Source organism: Nocardioides bruguierae (assembly GCF_023656415.1).
Taxonomy (GTDB): Bacteria; Actinomycetota; Actinomycetes; order Propionibacteriales; family Nocardioidaceae; genus Nocardioides; species Nocardioides bruguierae.
Window position 1 is genome coordinate 169990 of record NZ_JAMOIL010000011.1, and the last position, 18051, is coordinate 188040.

An 18051-nucleotide genomic window follows, 5' to 3' on the forward strand; every position below is an offset into this window, starting at 1 on the left:
AGTGCGCGACGAAAAGCACCGTCCTCGGTCGGAATCCGGTGCTTTTCGTCGCGCACTATTGGTCTAGCCGTAGTAGACGGCCACCCGGTGCCCGTCGACCTCGTGCACGGAGACGGGGACGCCGTAGAGGTCCTCGAGCACCTCGGGCCGGATGACCTCGGCGGGCGGGCCCTGGGCGACGACCCGGCCGTCGGCGAGCGCGACGATCTCGTCCGACCAGCGCGAGGCGAAGTTGATGTCGTGGAGCACGACCACGACCCGCTTCCCCAGCTCGTCGGCCGCGGTGCGCAGCAGCCGCATGATGGCCACCGCGTGCGCGAGGTCGAGGTTGTTGAGGGGCTCGTCGAGCAGCAGGTACTCGGTGTCCTGCGCGAGCGCCATCGCGATGAACGCCCGCTGGCGCTGCCCGCCGGAGAGTTCGTCGAGGTAGCGGTCGGCGAGGTCGTCCAGGCTCAGGCGGGTCAGGACGTCGGCCACGACCGCCTCGTCCTCCGGCCCCGGTCGCCCGCGGCTGTGCGGGAACCGCCCGAAGCCGACCAGGTCGCGCACCGACAGACGCGCCTCGAGGTGGTGCTCCTGGCGCAGGATCGCCATCCGCTTGGCCAGGTCGCGGCTGCGGGTGGTGGCGACGTCCATGCCGTCGACGAGCGCGGCCCCGCCATCGGCGTCCGCGAGCCGCCCGACCAGGGAGAGCAGCGTCGACTTGCCGGCGCCGTTGGGGCCGATGAGCGCGGTGACGCCGGGGCGGGCCAGCTCGAGGGTGACCTCGTCGACGACCGTGCTGGGCCCGTAGCGCTTGGTCAGGGAGTCGGTGGTGATCACAGGCGGGCCCTTCCGAGGAGCAGCGCGAGGAACAGCACGCCGCCGCCGAGCTCGATGATGATGGACAGTCCGGTGCCGAAGTCGAAGACCCGGTCGAGCAGCCACTGGCCGACGACGAGGGTGATGACGGCGAACGCCGAGGCGGCCGGGATCGACCAGCGGTGCGCGTGCCCGACCGCCACGTAGGCGAGGTTCGCGACCAGCAGGCCGAAGAAGGTGATCGGCCCGACCAGGGCGGTCGAGACCGAGACCAGCACGGCCACGGCGACCATCACCCACAGCACCGCGCGGCGGTGGTCGACGCCGAGGCTGGTGGCGGCCTCGCGGCCCAGCGCGAGCACGTCGAAGACGTGGCGGAACGCGAGGAGCACCGCCAGGGTGGCGAGGACGACGACGGCGCTGATGGTCAGCAGGTCCTCCTCGACGGTGCCGAAGGAGGCGAAGAACGAGTCCTGCAGCACCGCGAACGAGGCCGGGTCGAGCATTCGCTGCAGTATCGTGGTGACGCTCCGTAGCAGGGTGCCGACCACGACGCCGACGAGCACGACGATCTGCAGGTCGCGCCGCGCGCCGAGCAGGAGCCAGCGCGACAGGGCGGTGATGAGCACGACCATGACGCCGACCTCGACCAGCCACAGCAGTGACCCGGCGATCCCGCCGCCGGCAGCCCCGCCGAGCGCCCCGGCGCCGGCGAAGAACACGACCGCCGTCTGCACCAGCAGGTAGAGCGCGTCGAAGCCCATGAGGCCGGGGGTGAGGATGCGGTTGGCCGTCACGGTCTGGAACAGCACGGTCGAGACGGCCACGGCCACCGCCACCAGCACCAGCGCCGCGACGGTGCGCAGCCGCAGTCGCAGCGCGTACTCCCAGGCTCCGGGCAGGTCGACGAGCACGAAGCCCGCGCAGGCGAGGACGGCAACAGTCAGGGCGACACCGGTGATGAGACCGGGTCGGCGGGCGGCCGCGCGGGCGCCGCCGGCGTCCTGCTTCTTGCGCCGCCTGCGACGGGTGGGGGTGGGGGCGGCGAGGTCAGCCGACACGACGCGACCCCTTCACGAGCAGGTAGAGGAACGCCGCGCTGCCGAGCACACCCACGACGACACCGAGCGGCACCTCGTAGGGGTAGCGGACGAGGCGGCCGATGACGTCGCACAGCAGCAGGAACCCGGCGCCCAGCAGCGCGACCCAGGGCACCGAGCGGCGGGCGTGGTCGCCGACCAGGAGGCTGACGACGTTGGGCACGATGAGGCCGAGGAACGGCACGTCGCCCACGGTGGCCGTGACCGTGGCGCTGATCAGCGAGACCACGACCATGCCGGTGATCATCACGGTCCGGTAGGAGAGGCCGAGGCCGGTGGCGGCGTCCTTCCCGAGGCCGGCGATGGTGAGCCGGTCGGCGAGGAACCAGACGACGACGGCCAGCGCGGCGGCGACCCAGAGCAGCTCGTAGCGGCCGGCGAGCAGGCCGGAGAAGTCGGCGGTGCGCCAGGCGAGCATCGACTGGATGAGGTCCTGCTCGTAGGCCACGAACGACCCGGCCGCGCCCAGCACGCCGCCGAAGGTGATGCCGACCAGCGGCACGGTGATGGGGGAGCGCAGGGGCATCCGGGAGAGCAGCAGCAGGAACAGTCCGGTGCCGGCGAGCGCGAACAGGGCCGCCACCAGCATCTTGCCGATGACGGGCATGCCGGGCGCAAAGATCATCACCGCGAGCAGGCCGAGCATCGAGGCGTCGACCGCACCGGAGGTGGAGGGGTCGACGAACCGGTTGCGCACCAGCAGCTGCATGACCAGGCCGGCGACCGCGAGCGAGACGCCCGCCAGGATCAGCGCGGCCGTGCGCGGGAGCCGGGAGACCGCGAGCAGCTGCCAGGCGTCCGCGTCACCGCGCAGCAGGGCCGCGGGGGTCACGCTGGCGACGCCCACGAAGGTGCTGAGCACGGCGAGAGCCACGACCGCCAGGACGGCGGGGAGCAGCCAGCGGCTGCGGCGCCTGGCAGGGGCTCCGGACGCACCGGACCCCGGCACGGCCTGGGCGGGCCGTACCGGGGTGGCGGTGCTGGGCGGGGGTGTCAGGACTCGATCCCCTCGGTCACGTTGCTGACCATCTCGCTCATGGCGGTGATGCCGCCGCCGGCGAGGTACCAGACGACGCCGTCGAGGTAGATGACCTGCCCCTCGCTCCACGCGGTGGTGGAGCCGACGACCGCGTTGTCGAGGATGGCCTCGGCGGACTCGCCGCCGGTCTCGCCGATCGCGGCGTCGCGGTCGATGACGAACAGCCAGTCGGGGTTGGCCTCGCCGACGTACTCGAAGCTCACGGGCTCGCCGTGGGTCTCGGCGTCGATGTCGACGGCCGGCTCCACGCCGAGCAGGTCGTGGATGATGCCGAAGCGCGAGCCGGCGCCGTAGGCGGAGACCTCGCCGCCGGTGGTGAGGACGATCAGGCCGGTGCCGGCGTCCGCGGTGACCTCGGTGGCCTCGTCGATCTGGGTCTGCACGTCGGAGACCAGGCTGGTGGCCTCGTCCTGCGCGCCCAGGATGGTGCCGAGCGCCTCGACGTTGGACTGGACGCTGGCCCAGTAGTCGGTCTCGTCGACGGAGAGGTCGATGGTGGTGGCGATCTCGGCGAGGTCGTCCATCGAGTCCAGGCTGCGGCCCGAGACGATGATCAGGTCGGGGTCGAGCTCCGCGACGGCCTCGAAGTCGGGCTCGAAGAAGCTGCCGACCACCTCGGCCTCGTCCTGGACGCTGGTGAGGTAGTCGGGGAAGGTCGCGTCGGGCACGCCCGCCACGTCGCCGCCGAGGGCGTCGATGATGTCGATGGTGCCGAGGTCGTAGCTGACGATCGTCTGCGGCTGCGCCGGGACCTCCACCTCGCCCTGGGCGGTGGTGACGGTGACCGTGCTCGCGGCCTCCTCGGCCTCGGAGTCGCTGCCGCACGCGGCGAGGACGGCGACGAGGGGGAGCGCGGCGGCGACGGCGGCCAGACGCTTGATCGGGGTGCTGCGGGGGCTCACGGGGAGTCGTTCCTCTCGGGGGTCGGCCGGCGTGGTGCCCGGGTGGGCGGTCGGTGCGCCGGTCGGCTGACGGGGAAGGTGCTGGGCGGCCCATCGCGTTCCGCGGTCGACGCGATCGTCGATCCGGGCTGGATGAGGGTTGCCTCAGTAAGGTAAGCCTAAGCACATGACTACAGACGTCGGCAACCCTCCCGTCCACCGAGACGCCCCGTTCGAGCTCGTCCGTCGTCGGGCGGACCTCGTGCTGCGACGAGCGGTCGTGGCCTCCGTGGCCGACCTCGGGCCGCGGTACCGCCGGGTGGTGCTCACCGGCGCCGACCTCGCGGGCTTCGCCTCCGCCGGCGCCGACGACCACCTGCGGTTGTTCGTGCCCGGGGCCGACGGCTCCCTGGTGCTGCCGGAGATCGGGCCGGAGGGCCTGGTGCCGCCGGGTCCGGGGGACCCGAGGCCCGTCTCCCGCGAGTACACCCCGGTGGCGTGGGGCGGCACGGGTGCCGACGCCTGGCTGACTCTCGACCTCGTCGTCCACCCCGGCGGGCACGCCTCGGACTGGGTCACCCGCGCCCAGCCCGGCGACCCCGCCGCCGTCGGAGGGCCCCGCGGCTCGCTGGTGGTCGCGGGGACGCCGGCGTGGTGGCTGCTCGCCGGCGACCTCACCGCGCTCCCGGCGATCCGGCGCCACCTGGCCGCGGTCGCCGGTGCCCCGGCGACCGTGCTGCTGCTCGTCGTGTCGGCCGAGGACGCCGAGCCGCACCTCGCCTCGCTCGCGGGCGCGGACGTCTCGGTGCTCGTCGCACCCGAGGTGGCCACCGGCGACACCGCCCCGCTGGCCGAGGCGGTCATGGCCTGGACGCCTCCCGGTGCACCCGACGCCGGCCTCGCGTTCGTCGCCGCCGAGCAGTCGATCGTCTCGCCCGCCCGTGCCCGGCTCTCCGCGCTCGGGGTCACCCACAGCGTCGTGAAGGGGTACTGGAAGCACGGGGACGCCGAGCACCACGCCCCGCACTGAGCGCCCCCGGGACGTCATACCTCTGAGGGAGACTGCGTCCGCTCCGTATGACGTCTCGCTCCGGCGACGCGGGTCAGCCGCGGTCGAGGTCGAGCGCCTCGGGGGTGTGCAGGCGCACCATGAACCGGCGGACGCCGGGGGGCACGGTGCGCTGGGTGGCCAGGCTGACCAGCATCATCACGGCGGTGGCGAGCGGGATGCTCCACAGCGCGGGCCGCGCGGCCAGCACGCCGACCCAGCCGGCCGGGCCGTCCAGGTAGAGGGTGGTGAGCGCGGCCGCGCCCGAGCCGAGCCCGCCCACGACCAGCCCCGCACCCGCGCCGGTGGGCGTGAGCCGGCGCCACCAGATGCCCAGCATCAGCAGCGGGGCGAAGGTGGAGGCGGCCACCGCGAAGGCCAGCCCCACGGTGGTGGCCACCCCGGCGCTCGGCTCGCCCAGCGCGACGGCGGCCGGCACCACGACGGCGATGACGGCGCCGAGCCGGAAGGCGGCCACGCCGCCGAGCCGTCGTCCGCCCCACGAGCGGCCGGTGACGTCCTGCCCGAGCACGCCCGCCACCGCGATGGCCAGGCCGGAGGAGGTGGAGAGGAACGCGGCGAACGCGCCCGCGACCACGAGGCCGGTGAGCAGGTCGCCGCCGAGGCCGGGCACCACGATCCGAGGCAGGAGCAGCACGAGCAGGTCGGACTCGCCCGAGGCCGCCAGCTCCGGGGCGTAGACCCGGCCGAGCGCTCCGTAGACCGGTGGCACCAGGTAGAACAGCCCCAGCAGCGCCAGCACCAGCAGCGTGCTGCGGCGTGCGGAGCGGCCGTCGGGGTTGGTGTAGAAGCGCACCACCACGTGCGGCAGGCCCATCGTGCCGAAGAACGTGGCGGCGATCAGGGCGTAGGTCAGGTAGAGGCCCTGGGCGCCCCCGTCGGCCAGCGGGTTCGACCAGGCGAGGACGTCGGTGGGGAAGTCGGGCCGGCCGAGGCGCTCGGTGTCGGGGCGGCCGTCGCCGAGCCAGACGGCCAGCAGCACCGCCGCCGGCAGCAGCAGGGCGGTGAGCTTGAACCAGTACTGCACCGCCTGCACCAGGGTGATCGAGCGCATCCCGCCGCCGATCACGTTGACCAGCACGACGGAGGCGACGCCGGCCGGGCCGATCCAGGTGGGCAGCCCGAGCGCCGCGCCGAGCATGACGCCCGCGCCCTGGAACAGCGGCAGCAGGTAGAGCCAGCCGACGGCCACCACCAGCACCGAGCAGATGGTCCGCACCCGCCGCGAGCCCAGCCGGGCTTCCGCGAAGTCGGGCAGCGTGTAGGCCCCCGAGCGACGCAGCGGCGCGGAGACGAGGGCGAGCATGACGAGGTAGCCGGCCGTCCAGCCGACGGGGTACCAGAGCATGTCGGCACCGAAGGTCAGCAGCAGGCCGGCGACGCCCAGGAACGAGGCCGCCGAGAGGTACTCCCCGCTGATCGCCGAGGCGTTGGTGAACGCCGGCACCGTGCGCGAGGCGACCATGAAGTCGCTGGTCGTGCGCGAGAGCCGCAGCCCCAGGCTGCCGATGGCCAGCGTCGCGACCACCACCAGCGCCACCGCCACCGCGCCCGGCCACACCGGTGCGCCGCTCACGCTCGCCCGCCGTCGTCCGGGCCACCGGAGCGGGGGCCGTCCAGCTCCTCCAGGAGCGCGGTGAAGGTGTCCTCGTTGCGCTCCGCACGCCGCACGTGCCGCCAGGCCAGCGCCACCAGCAGCGGGTAGGGCGCCACGCCGAGCAGCCACCAGGCGAGCCCGACGCCGAGCACGTGCACGGCGGCCAGGTCGGGCAGCGCGAAGAACAGCACCGGCAGGGTGCCGAGCCCGAGCATCAGCAGCGCGAGCGTGCGCAGCCCCAGCCACCACTGCTCGCGCACGAGCGCGCGCAGGTACAGCGAGCCGAGGCGGGACTCGGCGTCCACCTCGTGCACCCGGGCCCGGGGCGGACGACGGCGGGCCGGCCCGGTCACCCGGACCCGCTGCGGCCGCTCGCTGCTCATGGCCCGCCCCCCGGCCCGCGCCGACTCACGCCCTGCTCACGCCCTGCTCACGCCCTGCTCATGCCCGGCTCACGCCTGGTTGCGCCGGGCCAGCCGCTCGCGCAGCTGGCGGGTGTGGCGCCGGCTGACGCCCAGCTCGGCGCCGCCGGAGACCACGACCGAGCAGCGGCCGGCGTCCATCCGGACCTCGGTGACGTGCTGCATCGAGACCAGCAGGGAGCGGTGGATGCGGACGAAGCCGGCCGCGCCCCACTCGTCCTCGAGGGCGGTGAGCGGGGTGCGGACCAGGTGCGAGCCCTCCCCGGTGTGCAGCCGCGCGTAGTCGCCCTGCGCCTCCACGTGGGTGATCGCGCTGCGCTGCACGAACCGCGTGACGCCGCCCAGCTCGACAGGGATCTGGACGTCGGCGGGCGCGCTCGGCGCCTCCGCGGGACCGCCCAGGCGACGGACCGCCTCGGCCAGCCGGTCCGCGCGCACCGGCTTGAGCACGTAGTCGACGGCCTGGAGGTCGAAGGCCTGCAGGGCGTGCTCCTCGTGGGCGGTGACGAAGACGATCCGCGGCGGGGTGCGGAAGTTGCCGAGCAGCTCGCCCAGCTCCAGGCCGGAGAGGCCGGGCATCTGGACGTCGAGGAAGACCGCGTCCACGCCGGTCTCGCGCAGCAGCCGCAGCGCCTCGGTGGCCGAGGCCGCGGCCAGCACGGTGCCGACCCGCTCGTCGCGGCCGAGCAGGAACGTCAGCTCGTCCAGCGCAGGCCGCTCGTCGTCGACGACCAGCACCCTCAGACCAGTCACGCCGCCTCGTCCCCCTCTCGGCAGCGCCGCCCTCGGCGCCCCGTGTGCTGGCTCACCCTGCCGTACCGGCGGCCCGGACGCCAGGAGGTGCGGGCAGCCGTGCCTCGCGGGCTCAGGCCAGCACGCCCGGGGCGAACTTCGGCACCCGCACGATCACCCGGGTGCCCGCGCCGCGGGCGGTCTCCACCACCAGGCCGTACTCCTCCCCGTACGTGGCCCGCAGGCGCGCGTCGACGTTGCCCAGGCCGACCGAGTCGTTCTCGTGGTCGCCGGCCAGCACCCGGGCGATCCGCTCGGGGTCCTCGCCGGCGCCGTCGTCGTCCACCTCGATCACGCAGTCGAGGCCGGCGTCCCGGGCGGAGATGCGGATGCGCCCGCCCTCGGGCTGCCCCTCCAGGCCGTGCCGCACGGCGTTCTCCACCAGCGGCTGCACGCACAGGAACGGGATGACCACCGGCAGCACCTCGGGGGCCACGACGAGGGTGACGGCCAGCCGGTCGCCGAAGCGGGCCTGCTCCAGCAGCAGGTACTGCTCGATCGAGCGCAGCTCCTCCGAGAGCGTCGTGAACTCGCCGTGCTTGCGGAAGGAGTAGCGGGTGAAGTCCGCGAACTCCAGCAGCAGCTCACGGGCCCGCTCGGGGTCGGTGCGCACGAAGCTGGCGATCGCGCCGAGGGAGTTGAAGATGAAGTGCGGGCTGATCTGCGCCCGCAGCGCGCGGACCTCGGCCTCCATCAGCCGCGTGCGCGAGGAGTCCAGCTCGGCGAGCTCGAGCTGGCCCGAGACCCACCGCGCGACCTCCTCGGCCGTGCGGGCCAGGCCGGCGCCGGGGAAGGTGTCGAAGGCGACCAGGGCGCCCACGACCCGGTCCTCCACGACCAGCGGCGAGGAGACGGCGGAGCGGATCTCGCACTCGCGCACCGTGCAGCGCAGGTCGCGGCGGTCGAAGGCCCGCGGGCCCTGCCGCTCGAGGGTCGCGGCCACGATCGCCGGCACGTGCTCGGCGTGGTGGTAGGCCTCCCCGTCCCAGGCGAGGACGTCGGCGGTGTCGGTGAGCGCGATCGCGGGTGCGTCCAGGAGCGCTCGCAGGTGCGGGACGGCGGCCGCGGCGCTGTCCTGGCTCAGCCCGGCGCGCAGCGCGGGGGCCGCGAGCGAGGCGGTGTGCAGCGTGCGGAATGTCGCCAGCTCGGCGTCGGTGCCCAGGTGCCGGCGGCGCCAGCCGCGGCGGGCGCGGGGCTCGTTCATCGGCGGCACCTCCTGTTGCGGCCCTCGCCCGGACCCGTCAGTGCAGGTCGATGAGGAGCAGGCCCTCGTCCTCGAAGACGGCGAGCGGGGCCTCGCCGAGGGAGACCTGGATGCGGGGGAGGCTGCCGGTGGTGATGACCATGCGGTCGTCGTCCTCGTCCACGACCGCCTGCTCGCCCGTGCGCGCGGAGGGCTCGTCGAACGGCTGCTCGTCGTCCCACTCGTGGCCCGACCAGCCCTGCTCGGCCCGCAGCTGCGCCACCCGCTCGGCCTCGAGGCGGGCCTCGCGCTCGACCTCCTCGGGGCTCGGCTCGGGCCGGGGCGCCGCCTGGGCCGCCCAGCAGCGGGCCACCAGCGGCAGCTGCATCCCGTCCATGCCGCGGCCGTAGCCGGCGTAGAGCTCCGCGACGTCGGCGAGCACCTGCTCGCGCTGCTCCTCGGGCATCGCGGCGACGTTCGAGCGGGAGGCCGTCATGTCGGCGATCGAGTGGGAGTCCACGACGTGCCAGTGCCGGTGCTCGGCGTCCTCGTGCTGCTCCAGCAGGGGGCTGCCGAGGATCTCGTCGGCGAGGTCGGTGCGCTGGTCCTGCTCGCCGATCATCCGGCTCAGGCGTCGCACCCAGGGGACGCGGGCGTCGAAGGAGTTCCACACCACGGCCAGTCGGCCGGCCGGGGCGAGGACGCGCACGATCTCGGGCAGCGCCGTGGCGGCGTCGAACCAGTGGAACGCCTGCGCGGCGACCACCACGTCGAACGAGCCGGCCGCGAACGGCAGGGACTCCGCCGAGGCGACCTCGACGGGCACGTCGGGCAGCCGCTGGGACAGGATCTCCAGCATCGCCGGGTCCGGGTCGGTGGCCGTGACCTGGTGGCCCAGGTCCAGCAGGGCGGCCGTGAGCTTGCCGGTGCCGGCACCGAGCTCGAGGACGCGACAGGGGCGCTCACCCGTCAGCCACGCCGCCGACTCGGGCGGGTAGCCCGGGCGGCCGCGGTCGTAGGCCGCGGCGACGGACCCGAAGGACCGTCCGTGGGGCTGGTGCTCGCTCATCCCTGCGGAGCGTAGCCCCCGTGCGGCCCGGCCGGGTGCTGCCGCGCGGCGTGGCGTGGGCCCGCTCCGTGTGACGCCCGGCGGCGGGTCGTGGGTAGCCTGCCGGGGTGAGTGCCGACCCGCTGGCCCCGCTGCTGTCCCTGGAGGGCGTCCCGAGCGCGTACGTCGCGGCCCGCGACGCCGTGGACGTGGTGCTGCGCGACCGCGGCCTGCGGCGCACCAGCCCCGAGACCACCTCGGAGTCGCTGCTGCGCGGCGCGCACGCCTCCGCGGTGCTGGCCGGCTCCGAGGCGACGCTCGCGCAGGTGCGCAGCGGCGAGGTCGAGGACCGGCACGTCCTGGCCGCGCTGCGGGTCAGCACGGCGCTGCTCTCCCTGGCCCCGCTCCTGCGGAGCACGCCGCTGCAGGCCCTGGCGCGCATCCACGCCCTGGCCGGGGCGGGGGAGGTGCCCGAGGAGCGGCTCGGCCGCCCGCGGGACGAGGAGGCGGCCACGCGGCTGCGCGGGCTCGCCCAGCTGCTCACCGCCACCACGCGGGCCCCGGCGCTCGTGGTGGCCGCGGTCGTGCACGCGGAGCTGGCGACGCTGGGCCCGTTCGGCTCCCACGACGGCATCGTCGCGCGCGCGGCGGAGCGCCTCGTCCTCGTGGCCCGCGGGGTGGACGAGAAGTCGCTGGTGGTGCCGGAAGCCGGGCACCTGGCGATGCGTGCCGAGTACCAGCAGGCGCTGCTGGGCTACCGGGACGGCGGGCAGGCCGGCGTCCACGCGTGGCTCCTGCACTGCGCGCGCGCCTACGCGGCCGCCGCCGAGGCCTCGCCGCTGCGTCGCGCGGCCGACTGAGCCGACGCGGCCAGGGTCGGCCCGGCGTCGGCCCGGCGTCGGCCGGCGTCGGCCCGGCGTCGGCGAACAGGGGAAAAACGCTGGTGGCCCCCGGGAGCGCGTGGGCTTCCGAGGGCCACCGCCGGCACCTGACCGTACGGCTACCAGGCGTGCACTCTCATTGCTGCCGCCGGGGCTGACTGGCCCGGCTGGTTCAGCGCCCTGGTGAGAAGGGTGGGTCGCCGCGTGGGTACCGCCGGTCAGGTGCTGCTTGTGGTGTTGTCCGTAACCCCATTGATACCTGCGTGTGATGTGAGCCACAAGGGCTACTCGTCGGTACCTTGCGGGACCCGGGGCACTGGACGCCGCGGGAGAGACCTTCCCACCACGGCCCGCGCACCCTCGGGGGAGGTCGTGGCGCTCAGCCCTCGTGGCGCCCGCGGCGCAGCGTCCACCACACGCCCACGGCGGCCGCGCCGCCCGCGGACAGCAGCGCCGCGGCCGTGATCGCCGGCCCCTTGACCTGCGGCTTCAGCGCCACGGGCACGTCGAAGCGGAGCACCGGCCACTCGCGCTCCTTCGCGGCCTTGCGCAGCTCGCGGTCGGGGTTCACCGCGGAGGGGTGCCCGACCTCCTCCAGCATCGGGAGGTCGGTGATCGAGTCGCTGTAGGCGTAGCAGGCCGACAGGTCGTACCCGCGCTCCTCGGCCAGCTCGCGCACGGCGGCCGCCTTCTCCTCCGCGTAGGCGTAGTAGGCGATGTCGCCGGTGTAGCGGCCGTCCTCGCCGACCTCCAGGCGGGTGGCGACGACGTGGTCGGCGCCCAGCAGCTCCCCGATCGGGGCGACGACGTCGGCGCCGGAGGCGGAGACGATCACGACCTCGCGGCCGGCCGCGTGGTGCAGGGCGATGAGCTCCACGGCCTCGGAGTAGACGATGGGGTCGACGATCTCGTGCAGGGTGTCGGCGACGATCTCGCGGACGGTCGCGACGTCCCAGCCCTCCACCAGCTGCGACATGAACTGCCGCATCTTCTCCATCTGGTCGTGGTCCGCGCCGCCGACGAGGTAGACGAACTGCGTGTAGGCCGAGCGCAGCACGGCCGAGCGCGAGATCAGCCCGCCGGCCTGGAAGGGTCGGCTGAACGCGAAGGTGCTCGACTTGGCGATGATCGTCTTGTCGAGGTCGAAGAAGGCCGCGGCGGCGGGCATGCGCCGAGGGTAGCCCTCCCCGACGACCGCCCCGCGTCGGGCCACCTGGTGTCCACAGCCACCCGCCGCAGCACCCTCGTCCCCAGGCGCCGCGCGAGCACTCCCGGGGGCGTGCGCGGAACCGCACCGTGGGGTGCATGGACCTCACGCCCGCCGACTCCCTGTCCTCCGACTCCCTGTCCTCCGAGTCCCTGTCCGCCGACGCGCTGCCGCCAGACGTCTCCGCCGCCTCCCCGGTGCTGCTCGCCTCGCGCGACCCCGCGCTCGTCGCGGAGGTCGGGCGGCTGGCGGCCGCGGCGGGGGTGGCCGTCCACCTGGTCGAGGACGCCGGCGCGGCACTGCGCGCGTGGGAGGACTGCCCGCTCGTGCTCCTGGGCGCGGACCTGCTCGAGGAGCTCACCGTGCTCCGCCCCCGCCGGCGGCCCGGCCTGCACGTGCTCGCCCGCGTCGACCTGCTCGAGGGCTGCTACCGCTGGGCGCTGGACCTGGGGGCCACCTCGGCGGTGCCCGTGCCCGACCAGGACGCGGCCCTGGCCCGGCTGCTGGCCGACGTGGGCGAGCAGTCGAGCCCGGGTCGGGTGGTCGGCGTGGTCGCCGGCAGCGGTGGTGCGGGCGCGACGACCCTCGCCTGCGGCCTGGCCCAGGTCGGTGCGGACGCCGGCGCCGCGCTCGTCGTCGACGCCGACCCGGTCGGCCCGGGGACCGACCGGGTGCTCGGCCTGGAGCACGCCGACGGGGTGCGCTGGGAGGACCTGGCCGGCACCGACGGCCGCCTCGGCGCCCGGTCGCTGCGCGAGGCCGTGCCCCACCGCGGCACCCTCGGCACGCTGTCCTTCGCCGGCTCGCTGGCCGGCCGACGCGGTGCCTCCCGCCGGCAGGGCCCGGACGCCCCGCGCCCGGCGCTGCTGCGCGAGGTCGTGGACGCCGCGCGGCGTGGCCACGACCTGGTGGTCGTCGACCTCCCCCGGCACGGTCTCGACCCCGACCTGGTGGGGCGCTGCGACCTGGTGGTGGTCGTGCTCCGCCCCGACCTGCTCGGGGCCGCGGCGGCGGCCCGGGTCGCCGCCACCTGCCGTGCGGTGGCCCCCACCGCCGGGCTGCTGCGTGGCCGCGCCGACGACGAGGCCGCCCTGGTCGCCGCGGTCGGCGTGCCCGTGCTGGCCCGCACCGGCGAGCAGCGCGGGGTGGCCGAGTCCGTCGACCTCGGGCTGGGCCCGGTTCGCAACCGACGCGGCACCCTGGGCCGCGCCTGCCGCGAGGTGCTCGACCGGCTCGCGCTCGGCGGCGTGCCCCAGCGACGCGGCGACGCCGGTGGGCGGGCCGCGTGAGCCCGTCGTTCCCCGCCTCCCCGGCCCTGGCCCCGGACGTGACGGCCCTGGTGGAGCGCGTCCGCGACCGCCTGGTGGCCAGCCCCGGGGCGCTGACGCCCCAGCGGGTGGCGGCGGCGCTGCGCGAGGGCGGCCGACCGGTGGGCGACGCGACGGTGCTGGCCGTGCACGAGGCGCTCACCCGCGACGTCGTCGGCGCGGGGCCGCTCGAGCCGCTGCTGCGGCTGCCGGGCGTCACCGACGTCCTGGTCAACGGACCCGAGGCGGTCTTCGTGGACCGCGGCCGCGGTCTGGAGCCGGCCGACGTGCGCTTCGCCGACGACGGCGCCGTGCGCCGCCTGGCCCAGCGGCTCGCCGCCGGCGCCGGCCGTCGGCTGGACGACGCCGTGCCGCACTGCGACCTCCGGCTGCCCGACGGCACCCGGTTCCACGCCGTCCTCGCGCCGCTGGCGCGACCGGGCACCACCATCTCGCTGCGCGTGCCGCCGTCGCAGGTGCTCGCCCTCGACGAGCTGGTGGCCCGCGGGGCGCTGCCGCTGGCGGCGGCCCGCCTGCTCCGCGCGGTGGTCCACGCACGGCTGGCCTTCCTGGTCACCGGCGGCACGGGCGCGGGCAAGACGACCATGCTGGCGGGCCTGCTCTCCGAGGTGCCGCCCGGCGAGCGGCTCGTGCTCGTCGAGGACGCCGGGGAGCTGCGGCCCGAGCACCCGCACGTCGTGGGGCTCGAGGCCCGCCCGCCCAACGTCGAGGGCGCCGGTGAGATCACCCTGGCCACCCTCGTGCGGCAGGCGCTGCGCATGCGCCCGGACCGGCTGGTCGTCGGCGAGGTGCGCGGCGCGGAGGTCGTGGACCTCCTGGCCGCGCTCAACACGGGCCACGAGGGCGGCTGCGGCACCCTGCACGCCAACTCCCCGGCCGACGTGCCGGCCCGCGTGGAGGCCCTCGCCCTTGCCGCCGGGCTCGACCGCGAGGCCGTCCACAGCCAGCTGGGGGCGGGCCTGCACGTCGTGCTGCACGTCGCCCGCGGCCGGGAGGGACGCCGAGGCCTCGCCGAGGTCGGGGTCGTCGTGCCCGAGCCGCACACCGGTCGGGTGCGGGTCGAGGAGGCCGTCCGCGTGGTCGACGGCCGGCTCGTGGAGGGTCCGGCTGTCGACGTGCTGGCGGCGCTGGTCGCCGGCCCGGACGACGCGACGGAGCCCCTCGGATGACGGGCGCGGCTGCCCTCCTCGCCGTCAGCGCCGGGCTGGCGGCAGCCGGGGCCGCTGCGCTGCTGCCGGCTCCTGCCCGCGGGCCGGGGACGGCCGCCACCCGCTCCGCCGCGCGCTGGTGGCCCGCGGGCGCGGCCGCCGTCCTCGTGCTCGGCCTGGCGCTGCTCCTCGGCGGAGCCGGCTCCGCGCTGGCGGTGCTGGTCGCGGTCTCGCCCGCCGTGGCGGTCGCGGTGCGACTGGTGCGCGCCACCCGGGCGGAGCGACGCGCCGTGGCCACCGGCGAGCAGGTGGCGCTGCTGTGCGAGCACCTGGCCGGGGACCTGCGCGCCGGACGCCCGCCCGGCCCCGCCCTCGCGGACGCGGCCCGCACGTGGCCCCCGGCCGACGCCGTCGCCCGGGCGCACCGGGTCGGGGCCGACGTCCCCGCCGCCTGGCGGGCGCTGTCGACCGGGCCGGGTGCCGCGGACCTACGGCTCATCGCCGCTGCCTGGGAGGTCGCGCACCGCACCGGTCACGGTCTCGCCGAGGCGCTCCAGCGCTGCGTCGAGGACCAGACCCGCGCCCGCGCCACGCGCCGGGTCGTCCGCTCCGAGCTGGCCTCGGCGCGGGCCACCGCGCGCCTGGTGGCGCTGCTGCCCGTGCCCGCGCTGCTGCTGGGCGCCTCCACCGGTGCCGCCCCCTGGCATTTCCTGCTGGGCTCGCCCGTCGGGCTCGTGTGTCTCGGGCTCGGGCTGCTCCTCGGGGCGGCGGGCCTCACCTGGATCGAGCGCCTGGCCGCGGACGCACGGAGGCGGGCATGAGCGCCCTGCTGCTGCCCGCGGCGGCCCTGTGCGCCGGCGCCGCCCTGGCGCTGCTGCTCCCCGTCCGGGCCGGGGCGCTCGCCCCGGCGCTCCCGCCGCCCGCGGGGTCGGTGCCCGGGCCGGTCCAGGCCGAGCACTCCCGGCTGCTCCTGCTGGTGCCGCTGACCGCGCTGGTCGCGGGGCCGGTGCTGCTCGGGCCGCTGCTGGGGGTCCCGGCGGGCCTGGTCGTGGCCGGGCTCCTGCTGCGGCGGGTGCGGGGGAGGGCGGCAGTCCACGCACGGGAGGCCGAGCGGAGGTCGACGGCCGACCTGCCTGCGCTGGTGGGCCTGGTCGCCACGTCGCTGGCCGGTGGCGCCGACCCCGGCCGCGCGCTCGGCCTGGCCGTGGACGCCTTGCCGGGCCCGGGCGCGGAACGGCTGCGCGCGGCCACGCGTCGGCTCGACCTCGGGGCCGAGCCCGGCCTCGTGTGGGCCCAGCTCGCACGGGACCCCTCGCTCGGCCCGCTCGGCCAGGCGTTCCGTCGGGCCCACGACGCCGGGGCGTCGGTCTCGGATGCTGTCGACCGGCTGGCCGACCAGCTCGCCGCCGACGCGCGTGCCTCGGCGGAGGACGCCGCCCGTGCCGTGGGCGTGAAGGCGGCCGTGCCTCTCGGCCTCCTGCTGCTGCCCTCGTTCGTGCTGCTCGGGATCGTGCCGGTCGCGGCCGGGATGCTGGCGGGCGTCCTGGGCTGACCTCGGAGCCTCCAGGCCGTCGCCGGGCCGGTCCTCAGCCGCGGGGAGCCGCGCGCAGGACCTCCACGATCCGTGCCCGCGCCTGCGACCCCGGCTTCGTCGGGGTCAGCGGGTACACGTGCAGCTGGCCCTCGACCTCGTGCTGCTCGCAGGCGACGCCCGCCGCGGCGGCCTTCTCGGCCAGCAGCCGCGCGTCCGGGTTGAGGATGTCGCGGGTGCCGGTGAACTGGGTGAGCGGCCCCAGCCCCGCCAGGTCCCCGAAGAGAGGGCTGACCCGCGGGTCGTCCAGCGGCAGGTCGCCGGCCCAGCGCTTGGCCAGGTACAGGCCGCCCTCGCGCGCCAGCCACGGGTCGGTGTGCTCCATCGGCGGGATCGCCGGGTTGGAGAGCGACAGGTCCAGCGCCGGGGAGATGAGCACCGTCGCGGGCAGCAGGTGGCCGGCGTCCCGCAGCACCTGGGCCACCGAGAGGGAGATCTGGCCGCCGGCGGAGTCGCCCGCGACGCTGGTCGGGCCGTGCTCCGCCTCGGTGCGGCGGACCAGGGCCGCCACGCCCTCGGCGACCTCGGCGGCCGTGCCGAACGGGACGAGCGGGTAGATGGGGACGACGACGGTGGTCGCCGCCTCCACCGCGACCTGGGCCACGAGGTACCAGTGGAACGCGGAGATCTCGTTGACCCAGCCGCCGCCGTGGGAGTAGACGACCGCGCCTCGGGTCGACCCCGAGCGCGGGCGGACCGTGTAGACCGGCCAGCCGTCGACCCGCTCGGCGGTGACGGTCACGTCGCGGCGCAGCAGCGGCGGCGGCCCGAACGGGGCCGGGCGCAGCGCACGCGACTCCACGTGCTCGTGGGCGGCCTGCTCGGTGGCGAAGACGCGCTGTGCGCGCGTGGCGTGCACGAACGCGGGCACCACGACGTCGGGCAGCGGCGGCAGGGTGGGGAAGCGGGGCACGGGGTCTCCTCGGGGGGATCGCTGTGGCCGCGGGGGCGCCGCGGCCTCGTCAGGGTACGGCCGCGGAGCGTCCACAGGGGCTCCGCGCGGCACCCGCCTCCACAGGCGCCGGCGCACCCCCGCCACGCAGGCCCGCCGCGACCGAGGGTGGAGGGGCACGGCCGCACCCGGCGGCCACCCACGAGGGGAGACCCCGCATGACCACCCGACCCACCCGCTCCATCCATGGCACCGTCACCGGTCCCGTCACCGGCCCCGTGACCGGCCCTCGCCCGCAGCGCGACGAGCGCGGCATCACCACCGCCGAGTACGCGGTCGGCACCGCCGCCGGTGCCGGCCTGGCCGGTCTGCTGTTCACGCTGCTCACCGGCGGCCTCGGCGAGAGCCTGCTCAACACGCTCTTCGAGCACGTCCTCGGCCTGCTGGGCATCGGGTGAGGCCACGGCCCCACCCGGCGCGTCGGGGGGAGCGGGGTGCCGTGACGGCCGAGGCCGCCATGGTGCTCCCGCTCCTCCTGGCGGTCACCGCCGCCATGACCTGGCTGCTCGTGGTCGGCCTCGCGCAGCTGCGGGCCACGGACGCGGCCCGCGAGGCCGCGCGCGTGCTGGCCCGTGGTGAGTCGCCGGCCGTCGCCGAGGGCCTGGTCTCCGACGTCGGCCCAGACGGAGCGGTGCTGCACACCACCGCGGGCGGGGGCACGGTGGTCGTCACGGTGACGGCCACGGTCCGTGGGCCCGGCGGGCTGCTGGCCCACGTGCCCGGCGCCGACGTGCACGCCGAGGCCACGGCCGCCCTCGAGGACGCCGGCGGCGCCTCGGGGCCGGTGCCGGTGCCGGCGCCATGACCCGGCCCGACGTCCGGCCCGACGCCGGGCCCGAGGTCCGGCCCGACGCCCGGCACCGGGGCGAGCGAGGTGCGGCGGCCGTCCTGGCGACCACGGCGGTCGCGGTCCTCGCGCTCGTGGGGGCGGTGCTCGGGGCCGGTGCGGCCGCCGCCGTGGCGCAGCGCCGCGCCCAGACCGCCGCGGACCTCGGAGCGCTGGCCGGCGCCC

General features: G+C 76.2%; 20 protein-coding genes. 9 read left to right on the forward strand and 11 right to left on the reverse strand.

Annotated elements, in window-relative coordinates; genetic code table 11:
- Positions 1 to 63 precede the first annotated feature (63 nt).
- The 4 genes from M8330_RS10555 to M8330_RS10570 all read right to left on the reverse strand — a co-directional run bounded on the left by M8330_RS10555 (position 64) and on the right by M8330_RS10570 (position 3842).
- Positions 64 to 822 carry an iron ABC transporter ATP-binding protein gene (locus tag M8330_RS10555; protein WP_250827283.1) on the reverse strand — a complete coding sequence of 253 codons (759 nt, stop codon included), beginning with the start codon at positions 820 to 822 and terminating at the stop codon, positions 64 to 66.
- Positions 819 to 1862 (reverse strand): iron chelate uptake ABC transporter family permease subunit, encoded by a 1044-nt coding sequence (locus M8330_RS10560; protein WP_250827284.1) that lies wholly within the window; start codon positions 1860 to 1862, stop codon positions 819 to 821. Before M8330_RS10560 ends, M8330_RS10555 begins: the two co-directional genes overlap by 4 nt.
- Positions 1852 to 2775, reverse strand: a complete 924-nt coding sequence (locus tag M8330_RS10565; protein WP_250827285.1) for an ABC transporter permease — start codon at positions 2773 to 2775, stop codon at positions 1852 to 1854. The genes M8330_RS10560 and M8330_RS10565 overlap by 11 nt, the downstream gene beginning before the upstream one ends.
- Positions 2776 to 2894: 119 nt before the next feature.
- Complete coding sequence (locus M8330_RS10570; RefSeq protein ID WP_250827286.1) at positions 2895 to 3842, reverse strand: siderophore ABC transporter substrate-binding protein; 948 nt, start codon at positions 3840 to 3842, stop codon at positions 2895 to 2897.
- Positions 3843 to 4008: 166 nt separating this feature from the next.
- On the opposite strand from M8330_RS10570, the gene M8330_RS10575 reads away from it, so the two are divergent.
- On the forward strand, positions 4009 to 4851 hold the full coding sequence (locus M8330_RS10575; protein ID WP_250827287.1) for a siderophore-interacting protein: 843 nt from the start codon (positions 4009 to 4011) through the stop codon (positions 4849 to 4851).
- Between the two features lie 73 nt (positions 4852 to 4924).
- Here M8330_RS10575 and M8330_RS10580 read toward each other — a convergent pair whose 3' ends face one another.
- From M8330_RS10580 to M8330_RS10600, 5 genes are all read right to left on the reverse strand, one after another.
- Positions 4925 to 6466, reverse strand: coding sequence for a sodium/solute symporter (locus M8330_RS10580; protein WP_250827288.1), 1542 nt, complete (start codon positions 6464 to 6466; stop codon positions 4925 to 4927).
- A complete protein-coding gene (locus M8330_RS10585; RefSeq protein ID WP_250827289.1) occupies positions 6463 to 6870 on the reverse strand; it encodes a DUF485 domain-containing protein in 408 nt (135 codons plus the stop codon). Before M8330_RS10585 ends, M8330_RS10580 begins: the two co-directional genes overlap by 4 nt.
- A gap of 69 nt (positions 6871 to 6939) precedes the next feature.
- Positions 6940 to 7662 carry a LytR/AlgR family response regulator transcription factor gene (locus tag M8330_RS10590; protein ID WP_250827290.1) on the reverse strand — a complete coding sequence of 241 codons (723 nt, stop codon included), beginning with the start codon at positions 7660 to 7662 and terminating at the stop codon, positions 6940 to 6942.
- A 112-nt stretch (positions 7663 to 7774) separates the two neighbouring features.
- Positions 7775 to 8905, reverse strand: coding sequence for a sensor histidine kinase (locus tag M8330_RS10595; RefSeq protein ID WP_250827291.1), 1131 nt, complete (start codon positions 8903 to 8905; stop codon positions 7775 to 7777).
- A 37-nt stretch (positions 8906 to 8942) separates the two neighbouring features.
- The gene (locus M8330_RS10600; protein ID WP_250827292.1) at positions 8943 to 9953 is read right to left on the reverse strand and encodes a class I SAM-dependent methyltransferase; all 1011 of its coding nucleotides are present in this window, start codon (positions 9951 to 9953) and stop codon (positions 8943 to 8945) included.
- A gap of 107 nt (positions 9954 to 10060) precedes the next feature.
- Between M8330_RS10600 and M8330_RS10605 the strand changes: the two genes are divergently transcribed.
- Entirely contained in the window at positions 10061 to 10792 is a 732-nt protein-coding gene (locus M8330_RS10605) for a Fic family protein (RefSeq protein WP_250057230.1), read from the forward strand.
- 400 nt (positions 10793 to 11192) lie between these two features.
- On the opposite strand, the gene M8330_RS10610 is transcribed toward M8330_RS10605, so the two are convergent.
- Complete coding sequence (locus tag M8330_RS10610) at positions 11193 to 11981, reverse strand: HAD family hydrolase (RefSeq protein WP_250057239.1); 789 nt, start codon at positions 11979 to 11981, stop codon at positions 11193 to 11195.
- Positions 11982 to 12118: 137 nt separating this feature from the next.
- On the opposite strand from M8330_RS10610, the gene ssd reads away from it, so the two are divergent.
- From ssd to M8330_RS10630, 4 genes are read left to right on the forward strand one after another with little or no spacing between them, the layout of a single operon-like run.
- Entirely contained in the window at positions 12119 to 13309 is a 1191-nt protein-coding gene (ssd, locus tag M8330_RS10615) for a septum site-determining protein Ssd (RefSeq protein ID WP_250827293.1), read from the forward strand.
- Positions 13306 to 14517, forward strand: coding sequence for a TadA family conjugal transfer-associated ATPase (locus M8330_RS10620; RefSeq protein ID WP_250057243.1), 1212 nt, complete (start codon positions 13306 to 13308; stop codon positions 14515 to 14517). The genes ssd and M8330_RS10620 overlap by 4 nt, the downstream gene beginning before the upstream one ends.
- Positions 14514 to 15317 carry a type II secretion system F family protein gene (locus tag M8330_RS10625; RefSeq protein WP_250827294.1) on the forward strand — a complete coding sequence of 268 codons (804 nt, stop codon included), beginning with the start codon at positions 14514 to 14516 and terminating at the stop codon, positions 15315 to 15317. The genes M8330_RS10620 and M8330_RS10625 overlap by 4 nt, the downstream gene beginning before the upstream one ends.
- Complete coding sequence (locus tag M8330_RS10630; RefSeq protein WP_250827295.1) at positions 15314 to 16048, forward strand: type II secretion system F family protein; 735 nt, start codon at positions 15314 to 15316, stop codon at positions 16046 to 16048. Before M8330_RS10625 ends, M8330_RS10630 begins: the two co-directional genes overlap by 4 nt.
- A 34-nt stretch (positions 16049 to 16082) precedes the next feature.
- On the opposite strand, the gene M8330_RS10635 is transcribed toward M8330_RS10630, so the two are convergent.
- Positions 16083 to 17000, reverse strand: coding sequence for an alpha/beta hydrolase fold domain-containing protein (locus tag M8330_RS10635; RefSeq protein WP_250827296.1), 918 nt, complete (start codon positions 16998 to 17000; stop codon positions 16083 to 16085).
- Positions 17001 to 17197: 197 nt separating this feature from the next.
- Between M8330_RS10635 and M8330_RS10640 the strand changes: the two genes are divergently transcribed.
- From M8330_RS10640 to M8330_RS10650, 3 genes are all read left to right on the forward strand, one after another.
- Positions 17198 to 17437: a DUF4244 domain-containing protein gene (locus M8330_RS10640; protein WP_250827297.1), complete on the forward strand. Its 240-nt coding sequence runs from the start codon at positions 17198 to 17200 to the stop codon at positions 17435 to 17437.
- A 41-nt stretch (positions 17438 to 17478) separates the two neighbouring features.
- Complete coding sequence (locus M8330_RS10645) at positions 17479 to 17844, forward strand: TadE family type IV pilus minor pilin (RefSeq protein WP_250827298.1); 366 nt, start codon at positions 17479 to 17481, stop codon at positions 17842 to 17844.
- Positions 17841 to 18051, forward strand: a 211-nt coding sequence (locus tag M8330_RS10650) for a pilus assembly protein TadG-related protein (protein WP_250827299.1), incomplete at its 3' end; no start/stop codon positions are given. The genes M8330_RS10645 and M8330_RS10650, both read left to right, overlap by 4 nt.